At 41.2% G+C, this 16,680-nt stretch carries 16 protein-coding genes and 1 riboswitch; of the genes, 6 read left to right on the top strand and 10 right to left on the bottom strand.

Features of this window, described 5'->3' with window-relative positions; all coding sequences use genetic code 11:
- Positions 1 to 41 precede the first annotated feature (41 nt).
- Positions 42 to 1,409 carry an exodeoxyribonuclease VII large subunit gene (gene xseA / locus LDO51_RS16595; protein ID WP_225575465.1) on the bottom strand — a complete coding sequence of 456 codons (1,368 nt, stop codon included), beginning with the start codon at positions 1,407 to 1,409 and terminating at the stop codon, positions 42 to 44.
- A gap of 169 nt (positions 1,410 to 1,578) precedes the next feature.
- On the opposite strand from xseA, the gene guaB reads away from it, so the two are divergent.
- Positions 1,579 to 3,045: an IMP dehydrogenase gene (guaB, locus tag LDO51_RS16590; protein WP_225575464.1), complete on the top strand. Its 1,467-nt coding sequence runs from the start codon at positions 1,579 to 1,581 to the stop codon at positions 3,043 to 3,045.
- Between the two features lie 137 nt (positions 3,046 to 3,182).
- Positions 3,183 to 4,760, top strand: a complete 1,578-nt coding sequence (guaA, locus tag LDO51_RS16585; RefSeq protein WP_036953431.1) for a glutamine-hydrolyzing GMP synthase — start codon at positions 3,183 to 3,185, stop codon at positions 4,758 to 4,760.
- A gap of 164 nt (positions 4,761 to 4,924) precedes the next feature.
- Here guaA and LDO51_RS16580 read toward each other — a convergent pair whose 3' ends face one another.
- The 4 genes from LDO51_RS16580 to LDO51_RS16565 all read right to left on the bottom strand — a co-directional run bounded on the left by LDO51_RS16580 (position 4,925) and on the right by LDO51_RS16565 (position 7,374).
- Positions 4,925 to 5,146, bottom strand: a complete 222-nt coding sequence (locus LDO51_RS16580; protein ID WP_225575463.1) for a hypothetical protein — start codon at positions 5,144 to 5,146, stop codon at positions 4,925 to 4,927.
- Positions 5,147 to 5,243: 97 nt separating this feature from the next.
- Complete coding sequence (locus LDO51_RS16575; RefSeq protein ID WP_225575462.1) at positions 5,244 to 6,560, bottom strand: type II toxin-antitoxin system HipA family toxin; 1,317 nt, start codon at positions 6,558 to 6,560, stop codon at positions 5,244 to 5,246.
- On the bottom strand, positions 6,554 to 6,889 hold the full coding sequence (locus tag LDO51_RS16570) for a helix-turn-helix transcriptional regulator (protein ID WP_225575461.1): 336 nt from the start codon (positions 6,887 to 6,889) through the stop codon (positions 6,554 to 6,556). Before LDO51_RS16570 ends, LDO51_RS16575 begins: the two co-directional genes overlap by 7 nt.
- Positions 6,890 to 7,041: 152 nt before the next feature.
- Complete coding sequence (locus tag LDO51_RS16565; RefSeq protein ID WP_225575460.1) at positions 7,042 to 7,374, bottom strand: hypothetical protein; 333 nt, start codon at positions 7,372 to 7,374, stop codon at positions 7,042 to 7,044.
- 612 nt (positions 7,375 to 7,986) lie between these two features.
- Between LDO51_RS16565 and alr the strand changes: the two genes are divergently transcribed.
- From alr to rlmA, 4 genes are all read left to right on the top strand, one after another.
- Positions 7,987 to 9,210 (top strand): alanine racemase, encoded by a 1,224-nt coding sequence (alr, locus tag LDO51_RS16560; RefSeq protein ID WP_225577296.1) that lies wholly within the window; start codon positions 7,987 to 7,989, stop codon positions 9,208 to 9,210.
- 210 nt (positions 9,211 to 9,420) lie between these two features.
- Positions 9,421 to 10,158 carry a phosphatase gene (locus tag LDO51_RS16555; RefSeq protein ID WP_225575459.1) on the top strand — a complete coding sequence of 246 codons (738 nt, stop codon included), beginning with the start codon at positions 9,421 to 9,423 and terminating at the stop codon, positions 10,156 to 10,158.
- 476 nt (positions 10,159 to 10,634) lie between these two features.
- On the top strand, positions 10,635 to 10,847 hold the full coding sequence (locus tag LDO51_RS16550) for an acid-shock protein (protein ID WP_225575458.1): 213 nt from the start codon (positions 10,635 to 10,637) through the stop codon (positions 10,845 to 10,847).
- Positions 10,848 to 10,958: 111 nt separating this feature from the next.
- Entirely contained in the window at positions 10,959 to 11,780 is an 822-nt protein-coding gene (gene rlmA, locus LDO51_RS16545; RefSeq protein ID WP_225575457.1) for a 23S rRNA (guanine(745)-N(1))-methyltransferase, read from the top strand.
- 85 nt (positions 11,781 to 11,865) lie between these two features.
- On the opposite strand, the gene mntP is transcribed toward rlmA, so the two are convergent.
- The 5 genes from mntP to manX form a co-directional block, all read right to left on the bottom strand.
- On the bottom strand, positions 11,866 to 12,447 hold the full coding sequence (gene mntP / locus LDO51_RS16540) for a manganese efflux pump MntP (RefSeq protein ID WP_225577295.1): 582 nt from the start codon (positions 12,445 to 12,447) through the stop codon (positions 11,866 to 11,868).
- A 6-nt stretch (positions 12,448 to 12,453) separates the two neighbouring features.
- A riboswitch (yybP-ykoY riboswitch) is annotated at positions 12,454 to 12,638 on the bottom strand.
- Positions 12,639 to 12,789: 151 nt separating this feature from the next.
- Positions 12,790 to 13,248, bottom strand: a complete 459-nt coding sequence (locus tag LDO51_RS16535) for a DUF986 family protein (RefSeq protein ID WP_225575456.1) — start codon at positions 13,246 to 13,248, stop codon at positions 12,790 to 12,792.
- 89 nt (positions 13,249 to 13,337) lie between these two features.
- On the bottom strand, positions 13,338 to 14,189 hold the full coding sequence (locus tag LDO51_RS16530) for a PTS mannose transporter subunit IID (protein ID WP_225575455.1): 852 nt from the start codon (positions 14,187 to 14,189) through the stop codon (positions 13,338 to 13,340).
- Positions 14,190 to 14,202: 13 nt separating this feature from the next.
- Positions 14,203 to 15,003, bottom strand: a complete 801-nt coding sequence (locus LDO51_RS16525) for a PTS mannose/fructose/sorbose transporter subunit IIC (protein ID WP_225575454.1) — start codon at positions 15,001 to 15,003, stop codon at positions 14,203 to 14,205.
- 77 nt (positions 15,004 to 15,080) lie between these two features.
- Positions 15,081 to 16,046, bottom strand: a complete 966-nt coding sequence (gene manX / locus LDO51_RS16520; protein ID WP_225575453.1) for a PTS mannose transporter subunit IIAB — start codon at positions 16,044 to 16,046, stop codon at positions 15,081 to 15,083.
- Positions 16,047 to 16,680 lie beyond the last annotated feature (634 nt).

Here is a 16,680-nt window from a genome sequence, read left to right as displayed (position 1 = left end):
GCTTATCTCTCAATAACAAGATAGATAAGCGGGATAAATCGCTATTTGATTGCTTTTTTTGCTCGAACTTTCTTAATGCTAACAACTTGACTCTCGACCCAGCCATCATTTAAGCGAGTTTTGAGTTGTTGACCTAATTTCACTTGGCTGGTTTTTTTCAATACAGTGCCATCAGTGGTTTCGCTGATACTGAAACCTCGGGCAAGGGTCGCAAGAGGGCTGACAGCCTCCATTTTAGAGCAGGCTATAGCAAAACGCTGGCGGTAGTTATTCACCAACTGGGTCAGCATATTTTGCAAATGATACTGAGTTTGCTGTAATTGGCGCTGTTGGCGTTGTAATTGAGGACGCAAGTCATTTTGCATCAAACGGCGTTGGTTTTTATCAAATTTAAAGGTTGCCGATTGTAGCTGGCGGCTGATGGCATTAGTCAGTTTTTGGCGTAAAGCTGAAAGCTGATTTTGTTGCCGAGCAAGGCGTAATTGCGGGTGTTGCTGCTGTAAACGGTGCTGCAGACGCGCGAAACGTTGCTGTTGCGCTGCCAGATAATAATCCATCGCCATTTCTAGGTGCTGTTGCCCTGATTTCAATTGGCGCAGCATCTCGGTTTGATTGCGACTGACAAGCTCCGCGGCTGCGGATGGTGTAGGTGCGCGTACGTCGGCAACATAATCGGCGATAGTCACATCTGTTTCATGCCCAACGGCGCTAATGATCGGTAATTGGCTAGCAAAAATAGCGCGTGCTACGATCTCTTCGTTGAATGCCCATAAATCTTCCAGTGAACCGCCTCCACGCCCCACAATGAGCACGTCGCATTCATTGCGCAGGTTTGCCAGCTCGATGGCTCTGGCGATTTGTGCTGGCGCTAAATCCCCTTGAACCGCTGTCGGGTAGATAACCACGGGGAGGGATGGGTCTCGGCGATGTAGGATATTTAAAATATCATGTAGGGCAGCACCGGTTGCAGAGGTAATAATCCCCACGCGCTTTGCTGGAGAGGGTAAGGCTTGCTTGTGAATAACATCAAATAGCCCTTGGGCATTGAGGGTTTGTTTGAGTAGCTCAAAGCGTTGTTGCAGTAAACCTTCACCTGCGGGCTGCATGCTTTCGATGATTAGCTGATAGTCTCCACGCGGCTCATACAGTGTGACAGTGGCACGGACTAATACTTGCTGCCCATTTTGCGGACGGAAGGTGACGCGAGTATTTTGCCCGCGGAACATCGCCGCGCGAACTTGGGCACGATCATCTTTGAGTGTCAGGTACCAATGCCCCGAACTCGGCTGCGAAAAATTGGAAATTTCGGCCGTTAACCAAATTCGTCCCATTTGGGTATCAAGAATTTCTCTTACCGTTTGGTTGAGCTTGCTGACTGAGTAAATTGCGCTATTTTGTTGAGTCGACATGTGAGCTAGATCAAATTTTAAAACAATGACTTAATTGACTGATACTAACGTAGCCAACGGACTTATCAAGTTTTTTTTGAAAAAAGGCTGGAAGCAACCGATTACGGTGTGTATAATGCCGCGGCAATATTTTATACCTTTCATAACGCTGCCTGGTGGGATATTGCCTATGTTACGCATTAAAAAAGAAGCACTAACTTTCGACGACGTTTTACTCGTCCCTGCACACTCAACTGTACTGCCAAACACGGCAGATCTGTCCACTCAACTGACCGCAAAAATCCGCCTGAACATTCCTATGCTCTCCGCAGCGATGGATACTGTCACCGAATCTGATCTGGCTATCGCACTGGCTCAAGAAGGTGGTATTGGATTTATCCATAAAAACATGTCCATTGAGCGTCAAGCTGAAGAAGTTCGTCGTGTGAAAAAACATGAAAGCGGCGTCGTGACTGATCCTGTCACTGTTACTCCAGAAACCACAATTCGTGAAGTGCAAGAAATGGCTGAACGTAATGGTTTCGCGGGTTATCCTGTGGTTTCTAAAGATAATTCTTTAGTGGGTATTATTACAGGTCGTGACGTACGTTTCGTGACGGATTTAGATCAGCCAGTCACTGCGGTGATGACGCCAAAAGAGCGTTTAGTGACCGTGAAAGAAGGCGAAGCACGCGAAGTTGTTTTACAAAAAATGCATGAGAAACGTGTTGAGAAAGCCTTAGTTATCGATGATAACTTCCATCTGTTAGGTATGATCACGGTTAAAGATTTCCAAAAAGCAGAACGTAAACCAAACGCATGTAAAGACGAGCAAGGCCGTCTGCGTGTAGGTGCGGCTGTCGGTGCTGGTGCAGGTAACGAAGAACGTGTTGATGCACTGGTTGCAGCAGGCGTTGATGTTCTGCTCATTGACTCCTCACACGGTCATTCTGAAGGGGTTTTACAGCGTATTCGTGAAACTCGCCAAAAATACCCTGATTTACAAATCATTGGTGGTAACGTTGCAACAGCTGAAGGTGCGAAAGCATTAGCAGATGCTGGCGTTAGCGCAGTGAAAGTGGGTATCGGCCCTGGTTCAATTTGTACGACTCGTATCGTAACTGGTGTGGGGGTACCTCAAATTACCGCAATCGCTGAAGCGGCAGGTGCATTAGAAGGCACGGGTATTCCTGTCATTGCGGATGGTGGTATCCGTTTCTCTGGAGATATCTCTAAAGCTATCGCGGCAGGCGCTGCGTGTGTAATGGTTGGCTCCATGTTTGCAGGTACCGAGGAATCTCCGGGTGAAACTATCCTATTCCAAGGTCGTACCTATAAAGCATATCGTGGAATGGGTTCTCTGGGAGCGATGTCTAAAGGTTCTTCAGACCGTTATTTCCAATCTGATAACGCAGCAGACAAACTGGTTCCAGAAGGTATCGAAGGTCGCGTGGCTTACAAAGGTCGCTTAAAAGAGATCATTCACCAACAAATGGGTGGCTTACGCTCATGTATGGGTCTGACAGGTTGCGGTACTATCGATATGCTGAGAACGAAAGCTGAATTCGTGCGTATCAGTGGAGCGGGTATCCAAGAAAGTCACGTTCATGATGTGACTATCACTAAAGAGTCTCCTAACTATCGCTTAGGGCAGTAATTATTGTTTAGGATAATAACGGCCATATCGGGGCGTTATTATCCTTTAAAGCAGTAATCGAAAAGTTTCAGGGTGGCGCCCATATTGATGGCGTCACCACCTTTTATTTTGACTTGAATTGCTGGAATTCTCCTCAAATGACTACAAATATCCATAAGCATCGCATTCTTATTCTTGATTTTGGCTCTCAGTATACTCAGCTGATTGCGCGTCGTATCCGTGAAATTGGCGTCTACTGTGAACTGTGGGCGTGGGATGTAACCGAAGAGCAAATCAGAGAGTTTAATCCTAACGGAATTATCTTGTCTGGTGGTCCAGAAAGTACGACAGAAGCTGATAGCCCACGTGCACCAGAGTATGTATTTAATGCGGGCGTGCCTGTTTTAGGTATCTGCTATGGCATGCAAACTATGTCCATGCAATTAGGTGGCGCGGTTGAAGTGTCTGGCGAACGTGAGTTTGGTTATGCGAACGTTGAAATTCTGGAAGATTGCGACCTGTTCCGTGGCATCCAAGATGCGTTGAACGAAGATGGTAAGCCCGTTTTAGATGTATGGATGAGCCATGGCGACAAAGTGACCGCTATCCCATCTAGCTTCAAAACAATTGCAAGCACCCCAAGCTGTCCATATGCCATCATGGCGGATGTCGAGAAACGCTTCTACGGTGTTCAGTTCCACCCAGAAGTGACTCACACTCATCAAGGTTTAAATATTTTAAAACGTTTCGTATTGGATCTGTGCCAATGTGAAGCGCTGTGGACGTCAGCCGCGATTATCGAAGATACCGTTGCTCGCCTGAAAGAACAAATCGGTGATGACCATGTTCTGTTAGCACTGTCTGGCGGTGTGGATTCATCTGTTACTGCGCTGTTATTAAACCGTGCTATTGGTAAGCGTCTGACTTGCGTATTCGTTGATAACGGCTTACTGCGTTTAAATGAAGCTGACCAGGTCATGGAAATGTTCCAAGGCAAATTTGACCTGAACATCATCCACGCGAAAGCAGAAGACCGCTTTATGAACGCACTGGCAGGTATTTCAGATCCAGAAGCGAAGCGTAAGAAAATTGGACACGTATTTATCGAAGTGTTCGATGAAGAGTCTTCTAAGCTGCCAAATATCAAATGGTTAGCGCAAGGGACTATTTACCCAGATATTATCGAGTCTGCGGCATCAGCAACGGGTAAAGCACACGTCATTAAATCTCACCATAACGTGGGTGGCTTACCGGAAGATATGAAGCTGGGTCTGGTTGAACCTCTGAAAGAGTTGTTCAAAGACGAAGTGCGTAAGATTGGTCTGGAGTTAGGCCTGCCATACGATATGCTGTACCGTCACCCATTCCCAGGCCCAGGTTTAGGCGTTCGTGTTCTGGGCGAAGTGAAGAAAGAGTATTGTGACTTGCTGCGTCGCGCAGATGCTATCTTTATCGAAGAGCTGCATAAAGCGGATCTGTACAATAAAGTTAGCCAAGCATTTACCGTATTCTTACCAGTGCGCTCTGTTGGCGTAATGGGCGATGGCCGTAAGTATGATTGGGTTGTTTCTCTGCGTGCAGTTGAAACCATCGACTTTATGACTGCTCATTGGGCTCACTTGCCATATGATTTCTTAGGCCGCGTGTCTAACCGCATTATCAATGAAGTGAATGGCATTTCCCGCGTAGTCTATGACATCAGCGGCAAGCCACCAGCAACCATTGAGTGGGAATGATAGAGTTATTGTTGATAACAGTTTTTAGTTGTCGATAAATTCAAAGGCATCAGTTAGTTACTGGTGCCTTTTTGTTTTTTGGGAATGACTGAGATTGCTCGGTATTTTTAGGATTAGTGATGAACCGAAATATTTGGTGTGTTGATGATGGGATAAGCAATAAGTTAAAGCTTTTTATTTAGATTTTTGATGTTAACGCCATTTTTCTTCATTTCAGCATTCTTTTCATCAATTTTTCTATTGCGAAAATCATTGAGTGCGCGTTTATATGCACGGTCGATAGCACTACTAAGAACGCCACCGTCACCAGGAAAAGGAACCCACGAAAGTACCCATAACAATACTAATTTGATGAGTTGAAAGGTTTTTATCCATCGTTTTGTCATGATTCTTCCTTGTGTTGTGTGCTTACGATTGTGAATGAGCTGACGGGTTAGAAATGAGAAATTTTAGTTTATAAATAACTGATTTATTAACTAAGAATCAGATTTCTAATCTCAAATTTTTATTTATTTCATCGGCTAATTCAGCAGGAACGTCCCACTCGTTGGCAAGTTTTCTCCATTGGGAAACGGCATCTAGCGTTTCATCTATAATATTGTCGATTTTCTGTTTGCTAAATGCAGGACTGAGCTTGATTAAAGAATAAAAATCCTCACGGGTAAAATCATCTCTTTTTCCATTTAAACTCATCCAATGGCTGTTTACCCATTTACTGCCGGGTTTATAACTATAAGCTAGATCGTAAGCGGGAGTTAAAGTCCATTTATTATCTTTCAGCATAAATGCAAAGTTTTTGGAATGGTCATCATGATTGCGAGCGATAATGTTAAAAGTCATTCGTTTTAATAGCTGAAATGCATCATTTGCAGATACACGTAATTCACGGGCAATACCAAATAATTCAGCATAGGAAAATGAACCGGGGTTTTTATAATCCACATGTGCTAAACCATTTAAGGTCTGTACGTGAACTTTTTGGTTACCGATACGATCAAAACGCTGAGTGATGAAATGTCGCCTAGCACCTTCATCTAATAAGTGGCATGGCATCATATCGATTCCGCACTGTGCCGCCATCAAATGATAGACATACTCCATGGCACCATAACCGAGTGGATCTCCAAATGTTTCTTGGTTTGTATTGTGTTCACTTACACCATCAAATTTCATTAAATAGTGAGTGAAATTATTTGGTATATCTGATTGACCAGAACGGACTTGGGTAAAATCATGATTAAAGGCGAGAACAGCTTTAGGCCTTGCTCCACCAGCACTCATTCCTACAGATAGTAACTCCATCATTGAAGCTGAATCTTCTTGATGGTTGCGACTTAATTCCACATTAAAGTTGCTACGCAAATCGAGAACTTCCTGTGCAATAGCAACAAGAGACTCAATTTGAATGTCGGTTTTTGTATTGTTGTTATGAAGTTTGGTTGCAGGGATGTATTCCAATGCTCCCATTCCTCGTTTGCCAGTGTATTGCAGGCGCTGTAAAGGCGTAATGCTGTCAATTGATTTACCTTGGCTTGCAACCCATGCATTCATGACAGCATTACCAAAATCATCAGGTAAAGAATCGGCAATAAGTCCAGATAGCCCTTTAAATGTGTGATAGTTGAGTTCGGGAAAGCGATAAATATGTTTTGATAGTGGCATCTTTAACGGAGACAGCTGTATACCTTTTTTAATAAATTCAGTGGAATATTCAAAGGCACCAAGACCTGTAGAGGAATCAAAACTTAATGCTCCAATGCTTTCGCTTTTGTAACATACTTCGATAACTTCCATTACCATTCTAATTCTTCCTCTTCAGTATCAGTGTGGTCGGTGCGTTGTCCAGATGCACGTTGCCGTTTCTTTCCTTGTAATTTCATCAGTTGAATAGGGGATATTGGTTGTGGAGGTAAAAATAGATCTAATTGCTCAGTTAGGTTTAACGCCATCATAATGGCAATAAACATTTCTAGCTGAGTATGACCTTTTTCAGCGGCCATAACTGTTTTGCGCGAAACACCCACAAATTGAGCTAATTCTGTTTGGGTTAAATTCTGATTCAGTCTTGCTTGTTTTAGCCGCTCGCCGATTTGCTCTGCATAGGCTGATGATGATTTTTTCTTGCTCATAATGCCCTCCATTATGGACATAATATGCAAAAATGCATAATAATGTACCAAATATAGGACTTTATATATTAATAGTCAAACCGTCATGCATTAAGTCCAAAATTAAGGGCATTGTAATTATTTATCACACTTAAAGTCCATAATTGCGGACTTTAAGTGTGATAAATTTTCTTCCTCGGAACAATAGCCCCTAACGAATAGCATAGACCAGTTAGCCCTGCGAGGCTTAACGGTAAAATCATGACGCTATCATTTTTGAGTGGGTTATCTAGGTTAAACATAATAACGATTAAAAATAAATTACTCGAGAAGGTGGCGGCGGTGTAGATAACTGCCACCTTTTGAGGTAAACGAGTTAACGAAAAATCTTCGGCAAACTTATCAAAATGCTCCCAAATAAGGTGAATAACTAAGTAAGCAAGAATAAGCGTAAAGTAAAATATGCTGAGTGCTTGTGTTGTTTGTGGATGGAAAAACTCAATCATATTTTATCGAGATATAGATGAAAATAACGCTGAGTATAGCCGCTAGAATATAAATATTAGTGGTTGTTAAAATCAGGGATGGAACGATAAGCGATATAGCACCATTGAGTGCTAAGGCGGAACCAACTCCTCCTGTAAGAGGATTCATTATCTTTTGAATTATCCAATTCATAGTTTCCCTTATTAGTTAAAATAACGTGCTTTAAAAACGAGATAACGGAACAATCAACAAGGCTGAGGATTAAAACACAATCCCCCAAACACAAACGCACCCAGAATAATAATTTTCAAAAATAAAAACATACCCCGAACAAGGTAATTCAAAGCAGAAAAAATGATTATGAGAGCAGCCTCGTAAAAAACATTGTTGATAGCATTTAGAGATACTTGTATTGCGGTCAGTAAGCCCTTAAAAAAGAGGGGATCTTAATTGGTGATTATAAAATCACTAAAAATGATTTTTTATTCAAAAAATAACAATTATTGCTTGTTCAATTAATTCATATTGTTATTATCAATAGTCTATATACATCGAAAGTATATGTTCATTCCCCGTAATCATAATAATAAAGGTGAGGGGAAACTCACTGATCCATGGCTAAGGATAATAACGTGGCATTTCGTCTGAAATATCTTGCTCTTCTTCCTCTGCTGGTGGCGACTGCATGTCAGCAACCTGCGAAAACCAACATCATAGAAACCCCATCAGCACAAATTCAACCTGCGCTCGTTAACAATGCATGGATAGAAATTTCTCACAGTGCATTGGATTACAACATCAAGAAAGTACAAGCATTATTGGGTGATAAAGCGGGGATGTGTGCCGTTTTAAAAGGGGATGCATATGGGCATGACCTAACGTTAGTTACCCCTGTAATGATTGAAAATAATGTTCAGTGTATTGGGCTAACTAGCAACACTGAATTGAAGCAAGTTCGTGATTTAGGTTTTAAAGGGCGTTTAATGCGTGTGCGTAACGCCACAGAAAAAGAGATGGCTCAAGCCACCGAATTTAATGTAGAAGAATTGATTGGTAACTTGGAAATGGCGCAACGCTTAAATGCGATTGCAGCGAAACAGGGCAAAGTTATTCCGATTCATCTTGCATTGAACTCGGCAGGAATGTCACGAAATGGCTTGGAAGTCAGTAACCCAGAAGGATTGGAGCAAGCTAAGCTAATCTCGCAGTTACCCAATTTAAAAATCGTTGGAATTATGTCCCATTATCCGGAAGAGGATGAGGCGAAAATCCGAAAAGATCTGGCCAAATTTAAAAAAGAGTCCCAACAAGTTCTGAATGTGACAGGATTGAAACGTGAAGATGTCACTCTGCATGTTGCGAATACTTATGCAACATTGACAGTGCCTGAATCATGGTTAGATATGGTGCGTGTTGGGGGTATTTTTTATGGTGATACGGTTGCCACTAAAGACTACAAACGTGTGATGACGTTTAAATCGAATATTGCGGCGGTGAATCATTATCCGAAAGGAAACACCGTCGGTTATGACAAAACGTATACGCTGAAGCGTGATTCTGTATTAGCAAATATTCCTGTCGGTTATGCGGATGGCTACCGCCGTGTATTCAGTAATGCTGGGCATGTTTTAATTAATGGACAGCGAGTACCTGTCCTTGGAAAAACATCCATGAACACGGTAATGGTCGATATCACTGATATTAAAAATGTACAGCCAGGGGATGAGGTCGTCTTTTTTGGTAAACAAGGGAAAGGGGAGATAACCGCTGAAGAAGTTGAAGATATTAGCGGCGCGCTGTTTACTGAAATGTCCATATTATGGGGTGCAACCAATAAGCGTATTTTGGTGAACTAAGCCATATCCTATGAATAGAAGCCCGCTCAAATGGAGCGGGTTTTTTATTTGTGCAACAGGAGTCAGATGAACTGCAATTTATAACAGAGATCCGATAAGTGCGGTTTAACAGAATTGTTATCGAATCCTTGGTGGTGATATGTTAGCTTGGATAACCTTTTCAATCTGAATAATGTCAGAAGGCAAATAGAAGAATTAGAAGGATATTTTATGTATCAAGTTGATTTACATGCGCACACCATTGCCAGCACCCATGCATTTAGCACTGTTAATGAATACTTTGCGGAAGCCGCCGCTCGAGGAATGAAACTATTTGCCATTACCGATCATGGCCCTGAAATGCAAGATGCCCCACATGAATGGCATTTTGGCAATATGCCGATATTGCCGCGCATTGTTAATGGCGTTGGTTTGTTATATGGAATCGAAGCGAACATTAAGAATAAGCAGGGTGAGACAGACTGCAATGAAAAGATTGCTCGCCATCTAGATATTATTCTAGCGGGATTCCATGAGCCAGTTTTAGAACCACAAAGTTTAGAAGACAATACAGAAGCGATGATCGCCACTATTCGCAGTGGAAAAGTGCAAATTATTACTCACCCTGGCAACCCTAAATATCCAATTGATATTCAAGCTGTTGCCGAAGCTGCCAAAGAGTGCAACGTAGCACTAGAGATGAATAATTCCTCTTTCTTGCATTCTAGAGTGGGTAGTAAGAAGAACTGTATAGAAATAGCGAAAGCGGTGAAAGAAGCCGGTGGTTGGGTTGCATTAGGCTCAGATTCACATCATGTCAGTTATTTAGGGCGTTTTGATGAAGTGGTTGAGATGTTGAAATCCATCGATTTTCCAGAGTCCCGAATTTTGAATACCACACCACGCCGCGTTTTAGATTTTTTAGAGGCTCATGGACGTAAAGCGATTCCCGAGTTTGCTCATTTTTAATTTTTAAATTGAATATAGTGAATTTAAAGCCATTCAAAGTTGAATGGCTTTTTACTTGAAGTAAACAGAAAGAGTTTTTAGATAAGAATGACAGCCAGTGCATCTTCAAAAAATAAATATTATTAAGTTGACAAGATAAAAAGTGAATTTTTAAAAGAAAAATGAAGAAAAATAGATATCAAATAAATTGGGTTGAGAATGGTATTTAAAATAAAAAAATTAACCCCAAAATGCATTTCAATTTATCATGTTGATATTTATGGTAAATAAAATTAACTTCAAGTCGGTGGTAGATTAAAAATTAATTCAAAAAAGTAAATGAAATATCAACGAAATTAAAATATTTATTCATTAAAATAACCTATAGAAAATTTAAAAATCTTTAATATTCTCCTATTGTGAAATGATCTACAGATATGATTTATTAGTGTGGCAAGAACATCCTTGCTTAATAAATTAATTTTAAGGTACTTAGTATGAAAAAGTTATTAGCAATAGCAACTGTATTGTCATTAGCTGTTTCTGGTGCTGCATTAGCAAATACCACGGCGAAAACTGAACATGTAAATCATGGTGTGAAAACTCACGAAGTTGCTAAAGTAGAACAGGGTAAAAAAGAAGTTAAAAAGCGTGAAGTGAAACAATCAGGTGAAGTAAAAGCACCTGAAGCGGCTAAAGTAGCTAAATAAGTTCGTTATACTCCTCTAGATTACGTCACGGTGCCATGGGGGATAATTCCATGGCGCTGCTTGAAAGCTTATATGGTATACTGCGCCTTATTTTTAAATCAGTGTAACCATATGAATTATCAATGTCCCCTGTGTTTTAAACCTCTCAATTTAATTAACAGTAGTTATCGTTGTGAAGCAAACCACCAGTTTGATTGTGCCAAAGAGGGTTATGTTAATTTACTCCCAGTACAGCACAAGCGCTCTAAAGATCCGGGTGATAGCCTAGAAATGATGGTTTCCCGTCGTCAGTTTTTAGATGCTGGGCATTATCAGCCAATGCGCAATAAGGTCGCTGAAAAGCTCACTCAATACCTACCTGAAAACAGCAAAAATATACTCGATATCGGATGTGGAGAAGGCTATTACACTGACTATTTTTCTCAGTCATTAGAAGCTGCATCTAAATCTGTTAGTGTGTATGGGCTGGATGTGTCGAAAGTGGCAATCCGTTTTGCTGCCAAGCGCTATAAATCGGTTAATTTCTGTGTTGCTTCAAGTCATCGTTTGCCGTTTGCGGATTCGAGTGTGAGCACCATTATTCGTATTTATGCACCCTGTAAAGCGCAAGAATTAAGCCGAGTATTAACACCAATGGGAATTTTAATTACGGTAACGCCGGCAGCAGAACATCTGCAAGAATTAAAAGCCTTGATTTATGATGAAGTGAAATTACACCCTGCAAAAGGCGAAGATCTTCCGGGCTTTAAATTAACTGATGAGACTCGCTTAAATTATGTGATGGATCTCGAAGGGGAAGAGGCATTTGCATTGTTAGAGATGACGCCGTTTGCATGGCGAGCTTCTGAAGAGGTAAAACAGCAATTAAAGCAGGAAAACGTGAAAGGTTATACCGCTGATTTTCTGATCCGAGTTTATCAGTATCAAATATAAAATCAGTATCAATCATAAATACGTTTTTGTATTTTGAAATGTTCCCCTAAGCTATTATTCTCAACAGCTCAGGGGAACATGAATGTTACGATGCGTACATAAATAATTCGAGATGCTCAAAGAGGATATTAAATCCAATTGCGATAAGTACTAGCCCGCCTAAAATCTCTGCTTTATTTCCTAATAATGGGCCTACGTAACGGCCAATCATCATGCCAATTGTCGCCATTATCATCGTGGTTAAGCCAATAGTCATGGCTGTATGGACAATATCCACTTGTAGGAAAGCCAGACCTAAACCAATTGCCATCGCATCAAGGCTGGTGGCAATGGCAGATAGCACTAAATTTCCTGCACTGTGACTAGATGGTTTGGCGCAGCAATCTTCATCTTTGGTAGTTAGACTTTGCCAGATCATACGCCCGCCAAGAATGAACAGTAGGGCAAACGCAATCCAGTGATCCCAACGGATCACATACTGGCTGGCTAAAATACCAATGCCCCAGCCAATGATAGGCGTGATAGCTTCAATAAAACCAAAGATAAAACCAGTACGGAGAATTTCACGAAAACGGGGTTTATGGAGCACTGCACCTTTACAAATAGCGACAGCGAAAGCATCCATAGAGAGCGCGAGGGCGAGGATGAGAGTTGCGTAAAAGCTCATAACAATAATCTCGGTTGGGTGTTTCCATATACACATAAATTACCCCCAACCAAAAGGCGTATTTATGTGTCTATGGTCTTGCCAACCAATAAATGGTATCCGCACCACGTTTAAAAACAAACGAGTATGTTGACACGGATTTTCTGGAACGAATATATTTCCAGAACAGGCTACTCCCCAATGACGTGGGACGAAAGATATCATAGATTTTAATAAAGGCAAAATATTAATTATTAACGCCGTTACACTTAAGTGATAATAATTTTCATTTGCGATATTAACAAAGCTAAGGTTAATTAAACATTTAATTAACCTTAATATTTATACCAATATATAAAACAGTTATTTATGATTAATAAAGAAATCATAAATTCTTTGTAAATCATCAAGATGGTTAACTTGAATGTGGACTTTCTTTTGCTCTAATCCAATCATTAAAATACCATCTTCAGATAAATTCATTGTTTTAATTCGCTCATATAAAATAAATGTATTAGCGAAATAAAAGCCAGTTTGTTTAAAAAACACTTTTGGTCGACGAATAAAAGCTAAATAAATAGCCATAAAAATAGTAATCATTAATAAATAAGTGGTTAATAAACTACCATGTCGAACAATATTTGTATAAATGACTATACAAATGAGAACAATAAAAATGATGGCATCCACTCGATGTTTACGTTTTAAGTTAACTTTTAATAGAGTTTTGCCTTTCAGTGTTCCTTGAATAAATTCATCATAGATTGCGTATACAAGCATGATCAAAATGATAATGGCTAAAACGACATCATTTAAGGTCATTTGAGTACCCATGACTAAGTGGACGAGCTACCAAGCTTAAAAGTAAAAAAGGGAGGCTGCAACCTCCCTTTTTTGATATTTAACAGGAATTATGGCGCTAAGAAATTCAACCAAGCACCAAGAATACCTAAACCGAAGAATCCAATAATGATCCATAAAGCATTCACTTTACGGCGTAACAGCCACATACAGGCGAAGGTCAGCAATAGTGGAACCAATCCTGGCATTAACTGGTCGAGGATCATCTGAACGGTAGTGATATCTTCCACACCCGTGGTTTGGTTTTTGATCCGCGAAACTTCGAGTGGAATGTCGACATGGGTCCATTTATTGACCAACGCCCCCATAACAAACAGACCCAGAATCGATGCCCCTTCTGTCAGTTTTTGCAGGAATCCACCGCCCATATCTTGAACGATATCAATCCCTTTCTTGTAGCCATAAGCCACGCCGTAATAGCGAGTTAACAGACGTACAAGGTTAAACAGAACGAAGAAGAGTACAGGACCTAACAAGCTACCTGTCATCGCGATACCTGCACCCAGAGCAGCAAATACTGGGCGCACGGTTCCCCAGAATATTGGGTCACCCACACCTGCTAATGGTCCCATTAGACCGACTTTGATACCGTTGATTGCACCGTCGTCGATGTCCGCACCATTAGCACGTTCTTCTTCCATCGCCATCGTTACACCCAAAATTGGGGCTGCAACGTAAGGGTGGGTATTGAAGAACTCTAAGTGACGTTTAATCGCTTGTTTACGGTCATCATTGTTTTCTGGGTATAAGCGACGGATCACGGGAACCATTGAGAAACAGAAACCTAGAGCCTGCATACGTTCGAAGTTCCAAGAACCTTGGAATAAGTTGGAACGCAAGAAAACCCCACGAATATCGCTTTTTGTCAGCCGTTTTTCAGTAGATTGAGTTTGTTCAACCATTTTCACGTTCCTTCTAGTCTAATTCGTTATCAAGATTGTTGTTACTGTTTGATTGGCTGACAACAACTTGGGATTTGTTGTATTTCGGGCTCAGTTGGATGTACAGAATTGCCATCACAACACCAATCACACCAAGTGCAACAAGGTTGAAGTTAGTAAAGGCCGCAGTCACGAAGCCTAAATAGAAGAACGGCATCAGGTAGCCAGCGCGCATCATATTGATAACCATCGCATAACCGACCACAACAATCATACCACCCGCAATGTTCAAGCCGTTGGTAACGACTTCAGGGATAGAGTTCAGCAGTTGCTGGACTTCTGAAGTTCCCACAGAAATTGCTACGATCAGCGCAGGGATTGCAATACGCATTGCTTGCAGTAATAACGCAGAAATGTGGATGATGCTTAGGGAGGTTAAATTACCGGAGACCGCAGCACGGTCAGCAGCATGTTGGAATGCAACGGTGATAGTACGGACGATGATGGTCAGTACTTGTCCAGCTGCTGCCAGTGGGATAGCCAGTGCAATACCAGCACCAATGCTTTGCCCACCCGCAATAACCAGAATGGTTGAAATGATGGAGGCTAATGCAGCATCTGGTGCAACGGCCGCACCAATGTTCATCCAACCTAACGCGATCATTTCCAGCGTACCACCGATAATAATACCGGTTTTCATATCACCCAGAACAATACCAATAAGCGTACAGGCAATGAGAGGGCGGTGGAACTGGAATTCATCGAGGATCGATCCCATACCGGCGATACAAGCCACAACGAAGACCATTACTATTTGAACAACGGTAAGTTCCATTGTTTAATCTCCTGTAACCAACAAGTTTCTAAGACTGTTTTTGAGTAACGGTTCAATAAGAACTAATTTCTAAAACATTATTTTTTGAGTTTATTAATTAAATCCATCATGTGGACTTTACTGTCTGAAGCGACTTTACGGACTTCTAACTCAATATTTTTGTCATTCAGATAATTGAATGCATCGATATCTTTTTGGTTAATTGATACGGCATTGGTGACCATAGTTTTACCTTCGGTATAGGCCATTCCACCAATATTGACCGAGTCAATTTCAACGCCTTGCTCAACAATGCGCTGCACATCTGTTGGGTTGGTGAATAACAGCATCACGCGCTCGCCGGAATATTTCGGGTTGTTGTAAACACGAACACATTTGTCTACGTCAACAACGTGGGCGGTAACACCGGGAGGAGCAACTTGCTTCAGTAGGGTGGAGCGAACGGTGTCTTTGGACACTTCATCACTGACAACAATAATGCGTTTAACGCGCATCTCTTTTGTCCAGCGAGTTGCCACCTGACCATGGATCAATCGGTCATCAACACGCGCTAAAGCGATAATCATGTGTTCACCCGGACCTGCAATAACTGGTTGTGGAGCAGGTGCACTGACAGCGACGGGCGCAGGAATTTCAGCAACAACTTCTTTAAATTTGAATGGACGGATGCCACCGCGACCTGTTTCGAGTGCGACGGTGATCAACTCATCCATGGATGGGTTGTCATCGCGGCACATAAAGGTCTCGACGAGCATTGGGACATTTACGCCTGTAATGATTTCGTAATTGTCATGCTCATTGGCAATGCGTGTAGCAGCATTAAATGGACTACCTCCCCACGTATCAACAAGAAATAGCACACCCGCTGAGGTATCAAGAGTGGTCAGCTTTTGTGTGTATTTTTCAAATAGGGTGTCAGCATTTTCCCCAGGGACAAAGTCAATAAACGAGACGTTTTCTTGCTCGCCTATTAACATCTCGGTGGTTCGGAGTAGCTGTTCGGCAGCAACTCCGTGGGTACCAATCATAATAGCTATACTCACTATTTTTCCCTCTTAACAGATAAATCGAAACATCATCGACGATAGAATAGAAGTTAGAAACTGGACTCCTTCTCTATGTGTTTCCCCTGCACCTTAAATAGTAGCTGAATAAATTCAAACTAAGTGGCTAGCTAATAATTAGTTAAGTACAATTATTAGCTGAATGGTCAGTCTGATCATATCACTAGGATTAATCTAAAAAACTTGTTTCGCGTCAGAAAAATAAAAACAGGTCCAAATATCCATGATAAATAATCCTATAATTCTGGATATATAAATATTCTCAGTATATAACTTTGATAATTCAATTATGTTGGAGTAATGCTCTGTTATCGGTAACAAAAAATTAGTTAATTTTATAAAAAATTCATCAAGAAGAGCGAAAAGTGAGCAAAAATTGAAGTGTGCAATAGAATTTAAAGGAATAACAGAATGAAAATAGCCATTCAAAAAAGAGAAAGCAGCGTGAGAGAACTGAAGAAATAAAACGGTCATAGACGATAAAAATCGAAAGCTGAAACGAGAAAAGCACAAAGTAGGGCGGTGTTATTTTGATGAGCGTATTGGAGTTCAATAGACTTAATTAAAAAAATTAAATAAGCGTAGGAAGAGTGAGGATAAAACTCCCTCTTCA

The sequence above is a fragment of the Providencia alcalifaciens genome, from assembly GCF_020271745.1.
In the GTDB taxonomy this organism is placed as follows: domain Bacteria; phylum Pseudomonadota; class Gammaproteobacteria; order Enterobacterales; family Enterobacteriaceae; genus Providencia; species Providencia alcalifaciens_B.
This window is presented reverse-complemented; position numbering and strand designations above follow the sequence as displayed.